Source organism: Paenibacillus alvei DSM 29, assembly GCF_000293805.1.
GTDB classification, from domain to species: Bacteria; Bacillota; Bacilli; order Paenibacillales; family Paenibacillaceae; genus Paenibacillus_B; species Paenibacillus_B alvei.
In genome coordinates, this window is the sequence record NZ_AMBZ01000001.1 from 850,165 (window position 1) to 866,478 (window position 16,314).

Below are 16,314 nucleotides of genomic sequence, written 5' to 3' on the forward strand. Positions count from 1 at the left end.
AACACAACCACTGGAAGACTTCAAACTATCGGTAACAGACCTTGTATACGGAACATATATGGGGGACTTCTATGACAGCAAGGGCAAGCTTCACCTTCCAGATATATATGGAGAAAGAAAATGGGGAGGAACAGTAACGAAAGATGGAAAAGTTGCTGCGTTGCCAGATGGATCTTATGAGCTAGCGCCGTTCGTCAATGGCAAGAAGCTTGACAAGCAGGCAGCAGAATTCGTAATTGATCGTCATGCACCTGAATACACGTTGAATGATCCTCCGCTTATCATTGATCGAGAGAATCCGGGTAAGGGGATTATTCGAGGAAAAATTACAAAGGATTTGTTTATTGATCTACACCCTGGAGATTTCGACCAGTATATTGCCACAGCTGTAGTTGATGAATCAAGAAAACAACTCGACGGTACCATTAACGTCAAGGATGGAACATTTGAGATACCGGTCAATTTGAAGCCAGGTCACAACGAGTTTTATTTATTCGTATATGACATTGCTTTAAATGGTTTCACTGAGCCTGCCGAACATATTGTTTTTGATAATAAGGACATTGTATATGCGGGCAGCAGCAGTTCTAAAGTATTCACTGGAAGTCCATTTGATGTCAAGGTCAACTATTCTGTTGCAGAAGCCGTCTATTCCGCTTCATTCAGTCTTACTTATGACAGTAAGCTAACTTTGCTGGATGTGAAACCAAGCGTTACGCTCGCCACTTATCAACAGAAACACTATCCAGATACGCCACTGCTTGTTCATCAAGAAATAACCGAAAAAGATGGCTTGAAGACATTGAACTATAGCATCAGTCTAAGCGGTGGCGCCTATGAAGGCGAAGGTGATCTTGCAACATTCACCTTCACTGGAAATCAAGAAGGAACATATGAGTTTAAGCTTGAGGCCGTGAAGCTGCTTAATGAGAGCAGTAATTCAGTTCCAATAGGTGCGATTTTGTATCCTAAGATTGAAATCATCAAGCCAACCGTTCCAAATCCGAAGCCAGAGCCGCCGACTTATCCTGCCTCATCAGGAGGTTCCGCAGCCTTGACTGCCCCGACTCCATCAGGAAAGCAATTGAAAGCAGGGTTGCTGACGGAGACGAAGAAGGATAGTACGGTAAATGCCGTGTTCAAAATTCAGGCAGACGCTGTTCAAAAACAGCTGAAGGACAAAGATGCCAAGCAAGTCCAACTCGATATCAGCGATGTTCGCTTGAAGGAATATGGCGAAGTTGCGTTCACGCTAGATAAATCGACAGTTAAGCTGCTGCAAGAATCAGGCAAGGATCTGCACCTGGCTGGAGCAGATTATGCCATTGTCATTCCGAATAAGTCCTTAACTGAACTTATCGGCACGAACGGACTCGAGCTGGTGGTGTCCCTATCCGATCATAAGGATAAAGGATTCAGCAAGGAGCGCGGCGAGGCGACCTTCACGACACCAATGATTACAATCCGCGGTCCTAAGGACGCGAAGGGCGTAACGCTCGAAATCACCCTGAAGTTATCAGATGCTTCGAAAGATATCCGCAAAGCGGGTATATACGCTCGCACGCAAGATACGACGCCTCCTTGGAGCTATGTACAGACAGGAGCCAAGGCTGACGATAAAAAGTCTGTTACGTTCGAAGTGACTCAATTTGGTACCTATACAATTGCTGAGCATGTAAGAACATTTAGCGATATTGCTGCACATTGGGCTAAGGAGGAAATCGAAGTCATCGCCGCTCATGAGCTGCTGCGCGGCAAAGATAGCTTAGATACCTTCAAGCCGAACGATGTTATTACTCAAGCCGAGTTCTCTTCCTTGCTTGATCGCTTGACGAACAGCGGAAAGACATGGGAACAGCGAATTGCTGAGCCTGGCGCACGCAATCCGATCACGCGTGAGAAGATGGTCGTCTTGCTGGCACAAGCCCTGAAGGCCGACCTGTCCCAATCGAACGCATCGCTTGGGTTCAAGGATGAAGCGCGCATCTCCCAAGATGCGAAGGCAGCCGTTGCGTATGCAGTCAGCAAAGGACTCATTAAAGGATCGGACAACAATACATTCAATCCGGCTGGAACTTCTACTCGTGCACAAGCAGCTATCATTTTGTTCCGCGTATTGAACGAGCTGTAATCCACGTTTTTTACACACAAGAAGCAGAAATCCCACGATCATTTCCGGGATTTCTGCTTCTTTCTTCTATTTTATAAGAGCAGCAGTTATCCAGCCCAAGTTCTCCTGCCCGTCACTCTATGAAATGCTATTTAAAGCAAAGGGTTAATGAGGCAACCAGATCAGGAATGTACTCCCCTCTCCTACTCGGCTAATGACGTGAATCGCCCCCCCATGCGCTTCTACAATCGACCTCGTAATGGCCAGACCTAGGCCAGAACCTCCTTTTTTACGATTGCGCGAGGACTCACTGCGATAGAACCGATCGAATAGATAAGGTATATGTTCCGGAGCAATCCCTGTCCCATTATCACGGACAGACAATTGAACGCCATTCTCTTGATGAACTCCTTCTATATGAATGCAGCCCAATGCTTCATCCGTATGTTGAACAGCGTTATGCACCAGGTTCAGTATGACCTGCTTCATCTTATCTGGATCATGCCTGCATATGAGCTTCGGTTCTATGGTGAGTGTAACCTTCCTATACCCTGCCAGCATTATAAGCTGCGGCTCCATGCTGCGAATGACCTCGTCAAGAGGCATGTTCACCAACTCAATGGATGGTGCTCCATCCCGATCGAGCTTGGCAAGCAGAAGTAAATCATGAACAAGCTTATTCAAACGCTCTGATTCGCTATGCATGCTGGTTAACGCCTTATGAAGCTGTTCTGGATGCTGTGCTGCTCGCGAAGCAGCACCTCCAGAAACCCATGAATTGAAGTTAGCGGTGTGCGAAGTTCATGAGAAGCATCAGCAACGAATCGCCGCATCTGCTCCTTCATTTCCCGCTCCGCTTCGAATGAGGTTTCTAATCGCTGCAGCATGCCATTGAAGGAATCGGCCAAGCGATCTACTTCGGATTGCCCCTGCTCGGTAGAGAACCGCCGAGCCAGATTGCCCGCATCAATTTGTCCAGCTGTCTTCACCATAGTAGACAGCGGACGGAGTGTCTTCCGTATTACAGGCTGCAGAACAATGATGCCGAGTATCATCGCAACCGCAGAAACAATGAGAAAGGTTAGCGTTTGCCCAAATAGCAAGTCGTCAAGAGGAGCCGTTGGGGTACTGATCTGCACAATGCCGGATGTCCGTTCAGGCCCGAGAACAGGATGCAGCACAACCAACTGTTCCTTTCCATTCGAATCCTTCGCTATATGGTAAGCAGGCTTGCTCTCAGGGGGAGTCCTCTTCACCTTCTCATATTCCGAAGACTCCAATCGTACGGTAGCCAGCTCATCTTTCCCATTGGGCATTGGCTGATATTCCCCTTCCGAATTGATATAGGCAACATGGGTATCCGGGATAAGAAACATCGGCAGGGTTGACTTGGAACCACGCTGCCCCATCGATCCAAGTTGGTTGCGATGCTGCCCCATCCGCTTCCACACGAAACCTGGAATACTCATCGCATGACTTTGGAGACTTGCTGCTTTATTTTGATATACAACCTCGCGCATGAAGAAATATTGCAGCATACCGATGATGACCAATAACACGGCGATAACGAGTAAGGAACGGTACAGCAGTTGCGCCCGCAGCGAAGATAGATTTACCAGCCTATTAAAACATATGCGCCATCGATTCCTCATGGAATATCTACCCGATAACCTGCCCCGCGCAGTGTGCGAATTAACTGATGCTCCTTGTCGTTCAGCTTATCCCGTAGGGAGCGGATATACACCTCAACAATATTGTCCTCCCCGCCAAAGTCGTACCCCCACACCCGTTCCAAAATAACAGCCTTGCTTAGCACCATACCCCGATTCAGCACAAGAAACTTGAGCAAATCATATTCCGTTGGGGAAAGAGCAAGCACGCTGCTGCCATACGAAATCTCCTTACGCTTATCATCGATGACGAAAGGACCAATCTGCACATCCCCGAACATCGTCGGGAACTGGTTGCGTATGCGAGCATGAATGCGGGCTAACAACTCAGCGAAGCTGAATGGCTTGACCATATAATCATCAGCTCCCAGATTCAAGCCCTTCACTCGATCATCGATCTCATCCTTGGCTGTTAGCATAATAACAGCTACATCTTCTGATCTTTTCAGCATTTGACATACTTCGTATCCATCCATGCCTGGCATCATGACGTCTAATATAACCACATGAGGCCGAAACTCGGTATAACGAGCAATGGCAGCAACACCGTCATGTGCGGTCTGCACTTCAAACCCTTCATTCACCAAGCCCAACTCAAGAAATTGTACGATATTCGGCTCATCGTCCACGATGAGAATTTTAATTTCTTTACTCCGATTCATCTGTGACCACCCTCACTACTGCGTTATGTCCCCTATTACCATCTATTATCCTATCAGTAGCTGAAATAAAGCTGAGTGTTGGCTTAAAATTTATTGAGGCGGCCGCAAATGAATAAAATCGATAATAAAATCCGAGATCCAAATCGGAATTGGCAACTTACTTGAAGCTCCTATACCATTCGATTGTTTCGCGTATTCCTGCCTCCAAGGTATACTGAGGCCTCCAGTGCAATTCCTGCCTTAGGCGCCCAACATGAGCACCGACATACAAGGGTTCGTCTGCAGGATCAGGAAGCGCCCCTAATCGAAGCAACGGTTCACGCCCCAACTCCTTAGCGACCATAGTAGCAATCTGTTTCACCTGAACCGGAATCCCTGATCCGATATTCAACGTCCCCTGCACCTTGCTCAAGAGAAAGGACACCAGCGCATTTGCCACGTCCTTGACATACAAAAAGTCACGATACTGCTTGCCTTGTGAGCAAGCAGCCTCTCGTCCATCCAGCAACGAGCGAATGATCGAGGATACCAGGCGATTCCCTTGCTCTTGAGGACCATAAAGATGGAAAATTCGTGCCCAGCCGCTGCTCAATCCCGATTGTGAAGCATAAGACTCCAGCCAAGCTCGTAGTGAATTTTTACATATCGCATATAGTGTCTTTGTCGATAAAGCAGAAGCTTTTTCTGATAATAGTCCCTGCGTCCATTCATACTCGGCACAAGAACCTGCAACAATTACTCTTCGTCCACCACATTGAACGAAACGCTCGATAAGCATTTTGCTTGACTGCATCCAGTTATAATTGCGAAGCGAAGTATAACATTGTGGAGGAATTGCATCCCAGGCAAGATGCATAAGGTGTGTAGGTCTTACTCGATCAATAAGCACCTCCACCTCTTTCTCATCGAATAAATCGGCTTGATGCCACGTACATAAGAGATCCGTTCGGGATGATCTGTGATAAAGCGCATGAACGTTATACCCCTTCTCGAGCAGCAACTGAACAACGAATCCGCCAATCCACCCACTGCCGCCAGTCACTAGTATTGTCTCCATATCTCCTACACCACTTCGATTTCTGGAACTGGAACGACGAATTTGCCGCCCCACTCTCGGATGTAGTCGCATTGCTCCATGATCTCCTCCTTCAGATTCCAAGGCAGGATAAGCACATAGTCTGGACGGGCACGTTTCAGTTCCTCAGGAGCCCGGATAGGAATTCGCGAACCTGGCAAATACATGCCTTGCTTATACGGATTCTGATCTACAGTAAAGGGGAGCAAATCCGGATTCACCCTACAATAATTAAGCAGCGTATTGCCCTTCGCTGGTGCACCGTAGCCCACTATTAACTTGCCTTGATTATGGACGTCCGTCATAAACCGGACAATATCCTCCTTCATTTTCTCTACCTGCTGAGCAAACGAGATATATGTCCGCCAATCATGCAAGCCAAATAGCCGTTCCCGTTCCTGAATCTCCTGCACGGCGGATGCAGCCGAGCGGTTGGCTTCATCATGCATGACATACAAGCGCAGTGAACCTCCATGTGTGGTTAATTGTTCTACATCAACAACTGTAAGCCCATGTATTGAGAGCAGATGCTGGACGGAGAACAAAGAGAAATAAGAGAAATGTTCATGATATATCGTATCGAACTGCTTATATCGAATGAGATTGAGTACATGCGGAAACTCAATCGTAATGGTGCCTTCCGGATGGAGCAGCCGCTTTAAGCCAGCGACAAAATCATGTACGTCCGGGACATGGGCCAGTACATTGTTCGCTACGATTAGATCCCCGTATATTCCTTCCCTCATAACGAGATCTTCCGCGAGCCGTTGCCCGAAAAACTCTGTCTTCGTCGCAATTCCCTTATCCCTCGCGAGCTGAGCGACATTGCTTGCTGGTTCTACTCCAAGTGTTCGAATGCCTCGCTGATGGAAATATTGCAGCAAATAACCGTCATTACTCGCAATCTCAATGACCTGTGATTCGGCATTCAACTGAAATCGTTGAATTGCCATGTCCGTATATTGCTCAGCATGCCTCAACCAGCTAGTGGAATAGGAGCTTAAATATAAATAATGCTTGAAAATACTCGCCGGGCTCGTGATTTGATCAAGCTGTACGAGACAGCAAGTGTCGCATACATACGTATGAAGCGGATAAAAGGGTTCCGTGCGCTCCAGTTCATGTGGTGCCAGGAAGGCATTCGCGAGCGGAGATTCCCCTAAATCAACAAATGTGTGCGCAAGCAGGGTACCGCATATCCGACAATGTGAGTTCATTATCCTTTGCTGCCTCCCTCTCCGTGAATGTAAGCAGCAATCTGCCGCTCTGATGCCGCTCTCGCGTTTACTCCTGAACGATACTGTTGATGCCAGGACAATGTCCATGACACAGCCTCTCTTATAGACAGCTTCGGACGCCAGTTCAGCAGTTGTGCCGCCTTACTGCTATCCAGAGATAGTCTAGGTGCTTCGGATGGCGACACAATCTGTTCCTGCACCACCTTCATATCCACCTGCCATAGATCTGCTGCCATCCGAATGATATCCTGAACTGTTGTGTCTGACTGTTCAAGCGGACCAAAGTTCCAAGCATCTGCATATTGCGGACTGTCCCACAGCTTCTCCGCAAGCAGCAGGTAACCATGCAAGGGCTCCAAAACATGCTGCCATGGACGAATCGCCCCAGGATTCCGAACAACAATCGATTCTGATGCCGTAAAAGCCCTTATTATATCAGGCATTAAGCGCGATTCGGACCAATCTCCGCCGCCAATGACGTTGCCTGCTCGAACCGAAGCCATGTTGGGCCCTTTCCCTTCCTCGGCATGAAAATAAGACTGTCGATAACATTCTGCAACGATTTCAGCACAAGCCTTGCTTGCGCTATAGGGGTCATGTCCGCCAAGCGGATCTCCCTCGCAAAATGGAAGCGCCTCTTTCCCCGTATTGCGATAGCACTTGTCGCTCGTTACATTGATAACAACGTGAACGCTTGATGTATGGCGAACCGCCTCCATCAGATGTGCCGTTCCCATTACATTGATATGAAAGGTGCTTACGGGATGTACATAGGATGCTTGTACGAGCGGCTGCGCAGCCAAATGGAATACAATCTCCGGCTCATATGCCAACATCATCTTCAACAGCGCTGAATAGTCATTTACATCTCCGATAACGTATTGCCTGCACATAGCTTGAATATCCGCAGCAGTGAACAGGTTCGGCTTCGTAATCGGGGGCAAGGCGTATCCGAGAACTTCGGCGCCCATTAAGGACAGCCACATCGTCAACCAAGAGCCCTTGAAGCCCGTATGTCCAGTAATGAGCACCTTCTTCCCTTGCCAAAAAGCTTCATTGACCATGCTTACCACACCTTCCACGGCGCTTGGCCCCGTTCCCATAATTCCACCAATCTTTTCTTATCGCGCATCGTATCCATCGGATGCCAGAAGCCATGATGCTCGTAAGCCATGAGCTGCCGCTGGCGTGCAAGCTCAGTTAGGACGTTCGTCTCCCACACGGAAGCATCATCGACAATGTATGGGAACACCTCCGGCTCCAATACAAAGAAACCACCATTTATCCAGCCGCCATCTCCTGCAGGCTTCTCTGTAAAGTCAATAACCTCTTGTTGAGCCAAGGCAAGTGAACCGAATCTTCCAGGCGGTTGAACCGCCGTGACTGTTGCATATTTGCCATGTGATTGGTGATATGCAATCAATTCCGCAATGTTCACATTGCTAACCCCATCCCCATAGGTGAGACAAAAGGTAGAGTCCCCAACATACTCCTGAACTCGCTTAATCCGTCCTCCCGTATCTGTCCCTTCGCCAGTGTCGATTAATGTGACCTTCCATGGAACAGCATTTTCCCCATGATAATGAACAGTGTGGCTCTCCATATCCAAGGTGAAATCCGTATGCCGCATGAAATACTGGAAGAAATACTCTTTAATAACATAGCCTTTGTACCCCAAACAGATGACGAAATCACGAATTCCATAATGGCTGTACAGCTTCATAATGTGCCACAGTATCGGCTGTAAACCGATTTCGATCATCGGCTTCGGCTTCACCTGCGTTTCTTCTCCAATTCTCGTACCATAACCGCCAGCAAGAATAACCGCCTTCATTGACTCTCACCCCACAATCGCTGATAAGCAGGGTTATTTCGCAAGTCTGACGTCAGCTTGATAAAATAGGCATACATTTGCTCCAACTCCTCGCGATTCACATGGTGTTGATGCCCCATTCCCCGACTTATGCTGTTGGCCGACAAGGTTGATCCAATTTGCAGTTTCCGCAGCCGCATTTTCTCCGTCCATGGACTGAAGATGAACTTCATTACAAAGGCAGGAAAGGGATTATCTACGAACGGATAATCGACATACGGATGTGAGGACCAATGTCTTCCTGGTGCATAGTTTCCATGGGGGTAGCGATGAATATATCGCCCTAGATCTGGTAATATATATCCATGGTGACGCTGTCTGACGAGTGGTTGTTCTGGATCGGGCTCTCCATATGAATAGGCAGGATCATCGATTAAATAGATGTGGCGTACATAATAAATTGAACTGCCAAGCATATCTAATGATGCGAAAAAATGCTCCTTATTAGAAACACACAGAAACTCCGTTGTATTGAGCGTCATTTTCCAACCCATACATTGCTGCTCTATTTCCATTACTTCTTGATCCACCAGTATTGCATCAAACTCAGGTACACGTGAATTTCGAATCTCCCAATGGGGAACCAACTGTTTGCAAATATCAACGGATCGATCTGTTGAGCCACGATTAATCAAAATACCATGATCAAATAGTGGAGCATGATGTTTTAACCACCATGGCAGCAAATATTCCTCATTGTAGAAGTGAGAAATTAGGATTCTCATGTCAACCCCCCTCTTTTTCTATTACTATATGAATCTTGAATGATAGAAGTCTCCCATAATCGTTCCTCCGTTCAAACCTATTTTTCTTTCAGCAATGTCGTTCTCCACATTTCAAACGGCGCTAATCGTCAAATAGAGGACGCCTGCTGGGGGCCTCCTCTAAATCATTTCTATGCAACTCTTTTCCTTGCTTGTGTAATGTTACGAATTCTTCGCCAGTATTTCTCTCAGCACAAGCTCCAATCCGTTTGCTATCTGTATAAACCCTAGATCAGTAGGATGAGTACCGTCAACATAGCATTCATGGGCATGCAATGGCAGCAGCTTTTCTCCGTCATAGAAATGGATATTGCCATCCCCTGCTTGATGCAAGGATTCCACTAATGTCATCTGCATATGCTTGCGCGCTTGATGCAGCTTGACATCCTCAGGATCGAAGCTTGTGTATGAAAACGGAAGTCTCGAAAGGACCAGAATCGGGACAATTGGATGCTTGTCTCGATAGATTTGAATAAATTGCGGGAGTGTCTTGGCATATAGCTCAGGAGAAACACTGTTTGCTTCATAGTCCAGCACAAGACAGGCTGGATCAGAAATGGAAGCAATGATATGAGCCAGGTCCGGCTCCCCCTTTCCGCTCCCCGAAAAGCCAAGATTAATAAACTCCCGATTCATTTTACGGCTTAGTATGTTCGTATAGCACATGCCGGGCCGGGTCGCACATGCTCCTTGTGTAATTGAGGTTCCGTATACAATAATCTTCCTCGCATCCTCATAGCTCGGTGGAGGCTCTACTAGAGCGCCCTTTTTCAAGCCTACTTGGATTTCCTTTACCCCCTGATATAACGGGAAGTTCAAGACAACGAGTCTCCTCTCTTGTGCGTCACGGAAAAATAAAACAGACTCATACTCGGATTCTCTTGGACTCCATCCTGTCGTACTTCGATAGTGCAGCTCGCCATCTACTTCGACATAGCAATCAAATCCACACTGTCCTGTCGCTGCCATATGATACATATCTCCTGTTCCGGACAATGTAACACGGAGAAAAAGCTTGGAAGAATTCGTCACGAATCGAATCTGTCCGCCTGCTGTATGATTTGCCAATATGTCCACTGCCTCTGGAATTGAATACTCCGGTGATACAGGGAGACGGCGATATCTCCCCTCTGCGGCAAACCAATGAAATCCTGAGATCATAAATGGCTCCTCGAGTGGAGAATACCACACCACATCAGACGTATCTGTCCTCTGCTGCTCAATTGGCATTTCTTCTTTTTTACCGGCATAACATCCTGTACAACCTGATCGTCAACGTTCATTCCCAAACTCCTCTCAAATGGCTTGTTCACCCAATGAAACGCATGGTGATGGATGATTTATCCATCACCATGCTGCTTTCCTTTTCCTTTCCACATAAATTCTAGTTTAGAGGGAAACTTACGAAGAGCACTTATCTACAAGTTCTAAACAGGAGGTTATTTGTATGTCACGAAGAAGCCGCCGTAAGCTGCTGGTTACAGGTGCGGAACAAAGCGTCAATGCCTTCAAAGCCGAAGTCATGCGCCGTGAGGGATTTGCCGTCGATCCGAGTCGGCCGAATGATGTGAAATATGAGGTGGCCAAGGAACTAGGCGTCCCTTTGCAGGAAGGCTACAATGGGCAACTGTCTACTGAAGACGCGGGTCGAGTAGGAGGAAGAATTGGTGGATCGATGGTGAGAGAGATGATTCGCTTGGCACAGGAAAATTTGACGAAGCAGAATGGAAGCAATGAATAACTGCCAGAGCATAAAAGAAACCATCCATTCGCTTCAAAAGCTGAATTATAGAAAGGTGTCCCAACATGTGCTATGAAAGCATTATTATTGGTGGTGGCATTGCAGGTCTTCAAGCTGCCATTCAGTTAGGCAGATATCAGCATCGCGTACTGCTCATTGATAATGAGAACGGCAGGTCGACGATCTGCCGTTCCTACCATAACATTCTTGGATGGCCTGATGGAATATCTGGCGAACAGCTTCGCCTTCTCGGGAAACAGCATGCTAAATCTCTCGGCATATCCTTCTTGAAGGATACCGTGATACAGCTTTCGCGCGATGACTCACAGGGTTTCCTTGTGAATACACTGGAGAATGGTCAATTTGCAGCATCAACACTGTTACTGGCAACCGGAATTATGGATAGACTCCCGCCCTTGCCTCATCTCATGCCTTGTCTTGGGCTTACCGTATATGTATGCCCAGATTGCGACGGCTATGAGGTAGCTGGCCGCCGCACCATCGTAATGGGTTCAGGCCCTACTGGGGCGAATATGGCGCTAACGCTATCTTATTGGACTTCCGACCTCATTTATATTAATCATGAGCAGAAGCCCTTATCCATGGAACACATGGAGTTGTTAGCTGAGCATCATATAGAGCTAGTTAATGAAGGTATCGATTCTATTTTATGCGAGGAAGAAGGTATCTTCAGCGGCGTGAAGCTCACCGATGGCAGAACGATAAACGGTGAGCGCGGGTTCGTTGCTTTTGGCGGCAATGAAGTGCGTTCCTCGCTGGCTGAACAGATCGGCGTAGAGCGTCTCGAAAATAAGCATATCATCGTAGATCCCCGTACAAAAATGACCAATGTACCGAATGTATGGGCGGCCGGAGATATAGGCGTGCATTCCGAGCAGGTTACAATCGCATTGGGCGAGGGATCACAAGCTGCGATCTGGATACATAAAGCACTCATGCAAAAACGAGAAGGAAAGAACAAATAAATCTGTATTTCCTCATGGTCAGTCGTGGAAAATAAGTCTTCGCATACGGTACAATAGAGGCACGAATGCAACAGTAAGGGGGTGCCTCTTATTTCAAAGAAGAGATTAATACTATCACGGTTGATCGGCGCTGCAGCGCTATTGTTACTGCTGACCGGATTAGCTCTTATCCTGTTTCCCAAGTGGAACGAATACAATGAACAGCAAAGAGAGCTTCGCTTGCTTACCGAATGGGACAATCTCCCTCAGGATATCATTCCTGTGTCCTCAACATCAGAGAGCGATCCGGCCGCCGGGAAGAAGAAGCTCCAACCGAAAGTCATAGATGGTCTGCATGTGTACGGCACGATTTCTATAGCGAAAATTGATTTGCGCGAACCTATGGTGGAAGGGGCTACTCCGGCTTCTCTTAAGGTGGGAAGCGGAATTGTGGTGCCTGGACGAATGCCGGGAGAGCTCGGCAACTTCGTATTGGCAAGTCACCGCAGCCTGACCTTCGGCAGGCATTTCAATAGACTGGATGAGTTAACAGCAGGGGATAAGATTCTGCTGGAAACAGCCGAGCAAACGTATACCTACACCGTACAGTCGAAATCCGTCGTCGTACCGGAGGATCTGTCCGTTCTGGATCAGAATCCGGATGCACGGGAATTGACATTGATTACTTGCGAACCGATCGATACGGCTACCCATCGACTGATCGTCAAGGCTGTTATGGACAACACGCTGTAATAAGTTTGCAGAAAAAAGCGCCGCCTTCAGTATATGAATGCGGCGCTTTTCATGATTCATGATTCTATTAACTAGCTTTGCGGCGTAAAGAAGTTCTGCGTATAGTAAACTTTCGATGGGCCTCCGAAATATACCCCCACACCAATGCTAGAGAAGCCTCCCAAAATATTGGCTCGATGGCCCTTTGAATTCATCCAGTTCTCATGGACAAAAATCGCGCTAGTCTGCCCGGCTGCTATATTCTCTCCTGCTGACTTATACACGATTCCGTCTGCCTTTATCCGATCGAATGGAGACTTGCCATCTGGATTGTTATGATCGAAAAAGTTTCTCCGTCCCATGTCTCCACTATGCTTGCGCGCTGTTCCGGCAATTTTATCATTCCACTGCAGCGGCTTCTCACCATTGCGGACGCGAACCGCATTTGCAAGATCGAAAACCTGCTGTTCGAAGCTTGTCCGCAATTGCTCGCTAGGCGTACCAAAATAGCCTTTGAATGACAGCTCCACCTCTTCAGAGATAAATTGGACAGCCGTTACTGTACCGCGCTGATTCAAATCATAGAACACGGTTGCATACGCATTGCCAACCTTGTGCAGGCTGTATTTCCCACCGTTGTCCCTGTAATGATAGATCGTATTTCCTTTTTTAATACTGCTAAGCGACGTCCCAAAGGCTGCTGCAACTTCCTGCTTCGTCGCACCGAATCCAATGCCGCCATAGCTTCCCTTTGCATTTGTGTATAGGGCCACAACCTCATGATTGCGTACACCTACCTGTACATACTGCTTATAATCCTGATTGTAAATATACCACTGAAAGCCATATTCACTAAGGTCTTTGCGAGCAGGTTGGCCCAATCGCTCAATGAGTTGCTTCTCGCTCATGCCCATCGAAACGCCTTGGACATTGATTGCTGCTGTCTGAGGCGCATTCACTTTTTCCAAGGAAGGGGTCCCGCTTCCGCTCAGCTTATCTGCTGCATAGAGGGCAGGCTGAGAAATGAACATCCCGAACAGCATTGATGCGCTAACCAGCATCGTTATTCGGCGCTTTCCGCAAGCTAGCCATGGTTTATTTTGTTGTTGAATCGTTGCGTTGTTGTCTTTTGTTGCTGTACAACGTGTCCGCATCCTTACCATCTCCCATTCTTTGACGTTGTCCGCTCGAATGAGATGAACACCAGGGGCGCTTCTTCATACGTACAAAAAAGCGCCACCCTAATGGCGGCGCACTTAAATAGACGCTCATATTGCAATTAGGGCAACCCGGCTGTCATCGCATTGTGTAAATGCATTAGACCCGTGGCTTTGCGTCCCCTGCTTTCGCTAGGGTTTGCCATTATCCAAATGTAACAGTTATATGTCTATGGTAACATGCAACTAAATGGCTTGTACACATCTGATTCATAAAGATCCCTTGATTCGTCAAAAAAGTGACATTAGCCGTCTTTGTTCTAGATTCTGAACAAATATTGAAATTGCTGAAACACAGACTTTTAAACGAATCTTACACCAACTGCCGGCTTCTTTTTAATCTTCATTACTTAGGCTGAACTTTGTCATTCGTCAGTTTGACAGCTTGAATGCCGGTCATATTTCAAGCCCGCTAACAGGAACTATCGACATGGACAAGACTGTCATGGGACATTCCTTCGGGGGCGCAACTGCCTTCAACGTGCTGAACATAAATGGTCGCGTAAGCGCAGCTGTTAATATGGATGGCTCCCTCTATGAGCTGGACATGAATCCACTTAGCAGCAAGCCCGCCATGTTCCTGAAGGCCGATAAACTCGCTGAAATGAAGGAACAGCAGCGTAAAGGAATCGGGGGACACCTTCTAAAGGGTGCCAACAATGAGTTCCCCGAAGTAACGTGTCATTAATCGTACGAAAGCAAACCGGGAGGGCAACTTTGCTTCCCGGTTTCGTGATGATACAGATTACACGGCTTTTATTTGCACCTGTATTGCTAACGCTGCCAACGCAAATAACCGGCCATAAGGCCGGCTATTTTGAATAAATCAGCTATCTTCAAGTAAATACATTTATATCATAAGCATAAATAATGGCTATTTTTTCTCGTAACTAGAATTTAGGATTTTAACGGAATCACATTTTTGTCAATCTGCGCCTTGGATGCTTCCCCAATGAGCCCTAATCTCCACAATGCCGTTCCCTTCAACTGATAGCGTTTAGCTAGTCCAATCACGCTGCTAATCGTCTTCTCATTCTCACTCCAAGTGGAAATGCCTAATATCAGCTTCTCCTTCGGCACTTCCTTCAGAGCAAGCTTAATTGCCTCATTCACCTTGTCCAACGGCTCCGGAACTTTCCCTCTCGTATATTCATACGCCATAATAATGAGATCATCCGCCGCTGTCGAAAGTGTCTTGTAGTCGTATCCTTTATAAGCTCCATTCAACGGATGAAGCGCCAGAGACAGCTTGATGTTCGCTGCTTTGGCCTGTTTGGACAAGCCGATAACGAACTCATTATAGTCCCGCTTCGCTTTTTCGATATCGCCAGACAGACCCAAACCTTCGAAGTCGAGCACAATACCGGAAAATCCCTTGTCTGCGACAAGCTTCATAATGTCTTCAATCGCCTTGTCTCGCAGCGCCGCATCTTCAAGCATTTTCGTCAGCTCATTTTTCCTGTCAGTCGAAAATACCATCAAATACGGACTCGTTCCATCCTGCTTGGCCTTATCCAATATACTCTCAGGAGTGATATCCCCTGCAGCTTGAGGCCAGTTGTACTCGGAACCGCTTGTTGTAATCGTCCCATCGTCCTGAAGCCGTGCCCAGCCAAATGCAACCGAGTCAAATTGAGGAATGTACTGACGCTCGCCGAAGGATTTCAGCGCATAGAAAGCCAAGCTGTACATCTTCTTCGGCGGGGATTGAAGTGCAACAACCCGACTCTTCTGATCCCAAGATACTTGTGCACCGAACTGCTTGCTAAAGAAGCTAAGGGGAATATACGTGGTGCCTGCTCGTGAAAATGGCGCCGCTGCCAATTCTACCTCTTTTCCGCTGATCTTAGCTTTCTTCTGATTTAATTGAAGAACTACTACCTTTTTCCCCTCAGCAGTCGCTTGATTCGCTGTTACTGTCTTACTCTTGGCATTCCACAATACCTCAATATTAAGCGCCTCAGCAATGCCACGGAACGGAACCATCGTGCTTCCCTGTACAATGACGGGTTCAGCAGCAAACTCAAGCGGATAACCATCCAGCATAATTTTGGTTTTCGTCGAAGCCTGGCTATTTCCTGCCGCCGCTGCTGCAACCTCTGACTGCTGCGGGAACAGCAGTGTAGAAGCTACCAGCATAGACATCAACGAACTGATAAGTAATTTCTTTTTCATGAAGCTCCCTCTTTCCCTGCAAAATGACAAGATGGTGATCGAAAATGATTATCTCTATCACTCTCTCATCTCCCTTAATAATAACTCATTTT

Annotated in this window: 16 protein-coding genes and 1 riboswitch; of the genes, 5 read left to right on the top strand and 11 right to left on the bottom strand. The window is 47.2% G+C overall.

The genetic code is table 11. The features are described from left to right. Window positions 1-58 precede the first annotated feature (58 nt). Window positions 59-2,131, top strand: a complete 2,073-nt coding sequence (locus tag PAV_RS03880) for an S-layer homology domain-containing protein (protein ID WP_005543684.1) — start codon at window positions 59-61, stop codon at window positions 2,129-2,131. A gap of 144 nt (window positions 2,132-2,275) precedes the next feature. Here the strand turns inward: PAV_RS03880 and PAV_RS37135 are convergent, their stop codons facing one another. The 9 genes from PAV_RS37135 to PAV_RS03920 form a co-directional block, all read right to left on the bottom strand. Further along, window positions 2,276-2,815 (bottom strand): sensor histidine kinase, encoded by a 540-nt coding sequence (locus PAV_RS37135; protein WP_005543685.1) that lies wholly within the window; start codon window positions 2,813-2,815, stop codon window positions 2,276-2,278. 5 nt (window positions 2,816-2,820) lie between these two features. Beyond that, the gene (locus PAV_RS37140; RefSeq protein ID WP_005543686.1) at window positions 2,821-3,762 is read right to left on the bottom strand and encodes a HAMP domain-containing protein; all 942 of its coding nucleotides are present in this window, start codon (window positions 3,760-3,762) and stop codon (window positions 2,821-2,823) included. Continuing rightward, window positions 3,759-4,442 carry a response regulator transcription factor gene (locus PAV_RS03890; RefSeq protein WP_005543687.1) on the bottom strand — a complete coding sequence of 228 codons (684 nt, stop codon included), beginning with the start codon at window positions 4,440-4,442 and terminating at the stop codon, window positions 3,759-3,761. Before PAV_RS03890 ends, PAV_RS37140 begins: the two co-directional genes overlap by 4 nt. A 157-nt stretch (window positions 4,443-4,599) precedes the next feature. Further along, window positions 4,600-5,499 carry an NAD-dependent epimerase/dehydratase family protein gene (locus PAV_RS03895; RefSeq protein WP_040734938.1) on the bottom strand — a complete coding sequence of 300 codons (900 nt, stop codon included), beginning with the start codon at window positions 5,497-5,499 and terminating at the stop codon, window positions 4,600-4,602. Between the two features lie 5 nt (window positions 5,500-5,504). After that, a complete protein-coding gene (locus PAV_RS03900) occupies window positions 5,505-6,737 on the bottom strand; it encodes a methyltransferase domain-containing protein (protein WP_372515339.1) in 1,233 nt (410 codons plus the stop codon). After that, the gene (gene rfbG, locus PAV_RS03905) at window positions 6,734-7,819 is read right to left on the bottom strand and encodes a CDP-glucose 4,6-dehydratase (RefSeq protein WP_040734940.1); all 1,086 of its coding nucleotides are present in this window, start codon (window positions 7,817-7,819) and stop codon (window positions 6,734-6,736) included. Before rfbG ends, PAV_RS03900 begins: the two co-directional genes overlap by 4 nt. 2 nt (window positions 7,820-7,821) lie before the next feature. Further along, window positions 7,822-8,589, bottom strand: coding sequence for a glucose-1-phosphate cytidylyltransferase (gene rfbF, locus PAV_RS03910; RefSeq protein WP_005543691.1), 768 nt, complete (start codon window positions 8,587-8,589; stop codon window positions 7,822-7,824). Beyond that, window positions 8,586-9,353, bottom strand: coding sequence for a glycosyltransferase family 2 protein (locus PAV_RS03915; RefSeq protein ID WP_005543692.1), 768 nt, complete (start codon window positions 9,351-9,353; stop codon window positions 8,586-8,588). The genes rfbF and PAV_RS03915 overlap by 4 nt, the downstream gene beginning before the upstream one ends. A 201-nt stretch (window positions 9,354-9,554) precedes the next feature. Beyond that, the gene (locus PAV_RS03920) at window positions 9,555-10,622 is read right to left on the bottom strand and encodes an SGNH/GDSL hydrolase family protein (RefSeq protein WP_040734942.1); all 1,068 of its coding nucleotides are present in this window, start codon (window positions 10,620-10,622) and stop codon (window positions 9,555-9,557) included. Between the two features lie 217 nt (window positions 10,623-10,839). Here PAV_RS03920 and PAV_RS03925 point away from each other — a divergent pair, with 217 nt between their 5' ends. The 3 genes from PAV_RS03925 (at window position 10,840) to PAV_RS03935 (ending at window position 12,851) form a co-directional block, all read left to right on the top strand. Then, window positions 10,840-11,133: an alpha/beta-type small acid-soluble spore protein gene (locus PAV_RS03925; RefSeq protein WP_005543696.1), complete on the top strand. Its 294-nt coding sequence runs from the start codon at window positions 10,840-10,842 to the stop codon at window positions 11,131-11,133. A gap of 65 nt (window positions 11,134-11,198) precedes the next feature. Further along, window positions 11,199-12,119 carry an NAD(P)/FAD-dependent oxidoreductase gene (locus PAV_RS03930; RefSeq protein WP_005543698.1) on the top strand — a complete coding sequence of 307 codons (921 nt, stop codon included), beginning with the start codon at window positions 11,199-11,201 and terminating at the stop codon, window positions 12,117-12,119. An 81-nt stretch (window positions 12,120-12,200) separates the two neighbouring features. Then, window positions 12,201-12,851, top strand: a complete 651-nt coding sequence (locus tag PAV_RS03935) for a class D sortase (RefSeq protein ID WP_005543699.1) — start codon at window positions 12,201-12,203, stop codon at window positions 12,849-12,851. A 71-nt stretch (window positions 12,852-12,922) separates the two neighbouring features. Here the strand turns inward: PAV_RS03935 and PAV_RS03940 are convergent, their stop codons facing one another. Further along, window positions 12,923-13,984 (bottom strand): CAP domain-containing protein, encoded by a 1,062-nt coding sequence (locus PAV_RS03940; RefSeq protein ID WP_005543700.1) that lies wholly within the window; start codon window positions 13,982-13,984, stop codon window positions 12,923-12,925. Window positions 13,985-14,110: 126 nt separating this feature from the next. Further along, window positions 14,111-14,201, bottom strand: a riboswitch (cyclic di-GMP riboswitch). A 231-nt stretch (window positions 14,202-14,432) separates the two neighbouring features. On the opposite strand from PAV_RS03940, the gene PAV_RS03945 reads away from it, so the two are divergent. Then, window positions 14,433-14,735 carry an alpha/beta hydrolase gene (locus PAV_RS03945; protein WP_262866398.1) on the top strand — a complete coding sequence of 101 codons (303 nt, stop codon included), beginning with the start codon at window positions 14,433-14,435 and terminating at the stop codon, window positions 14,733-14,735. Window positions 14,736-14,944: 209 nt separating this feature from the next. On the opposite strand, the gene PAV_RS03950 is transcribed toward PAV_RS03945, so the two are convergent. After that, a complete protein-coding gene (locus tag PAV_RS03950; RefSeq protein ID WP_005543702.1) occupies window positions 14,945-16,222 on the bottom strand; it encodes a stalk domain-containing protein in 1,278 nt (425 codons plus the stop codon). Between the last annotated feature and the right edge of the window lie 92 nt (window positions 16,223-16,314).

Excerpts from the sequence above, each read along its gene's own strand:
- PAV_RS03880 (WP_005543684.1), top strand. The coding sequence starts at position 59 with ATGGGGGACTTCTATGACAGCAAGGGCAAGCTTCACCTTCCAGATATA.
- PAV_RS37135 (WP_005543685.1), bottom strand. The coding sequence starts at position 2,815 with ATGCATAGCGAATCAGAGCGTTTGAATAAGCTTGTTCATGATTTACTT.
- PAV_RS37140 (WP_005543686.1), bottom strand. The coding sequence starts at position 3,762 with ATGAGGAATCGATGGCGCATATGTTTTAATAGGCTGGTAAATCTATCT.
- PAV_RS03890 (WP_005543687.1), bottom strand. The coding sequence starts at position 4,442 with ATGAATCGGAGTAAAGAAATTAAAATTCTCATCGTGGACGATGAGCCG.
- PAV_RS03895 (WP_040734938.1), bottom strand. The coding sequence starts at position 5,499 with ATGGAGACAATACTAGTGACTGGCGGCAGTGGGTGGATTGGCGGATTC.
- rfbG (WP_040734940.1), bottom strand. The coding sequence starts at position 7,819 with ATGGTCAATGAAGCTTTTTGGCAAGGGAAGAAGGTGCTCATTACTGGA.
- rfbF (WP_005543691.1), bottom strand. The coding sequence starts at position 8,589 with ATGAAGGCGGTTATTCTTGCTGGCGGTTATGGTACGAGAATTGGAGAA.
- PAV_RS03915 (WP_005543692.1), bottom strand. The coding sequence starts at position 9,353 with ATGAGAATCCTAATTTCTCACTTCTACAATGAGGAATATTTGCTGCCA.
- PAV_RS03920 (WP_040734942.1), bottom strand. The coding sequence starts at position 10,622 with ATGCCAATTGAGCAGCAGAGGACAGATACGTCTGATGTGGTGTGGTAT.
- PAV_RS03925 (WP_005543696.1), top strand. The coding sequence starts at position 10,840 with ATGTCACGAAGAAGCCGCCGTAAGCTGCTGGTTACAGGTGCGGAACAA.
- PAV_RS03930 (WP_005543698.1), top strand. The coding sequence starts at position 11,199 with ATGTGCTATGAAAGCATTATTATTGGTGGTGGCATTGCAGGTCTTCAA.
- PAV_RS03940 (WP_005543700.1), bottom strand. The coding sequence starts at position 13,984 with ATGCGGACACGTTGTACAGCAACAAAAGACAACAACGCAACGATTCAA.
- PAV_RS03950 (WP_005543702.1), bottom strand. The coding sequence starts at position 16,222 with ATGAAAAAGAAATTACTTATCAGTTCGTTGATGTCTATGCTGGTAGCT.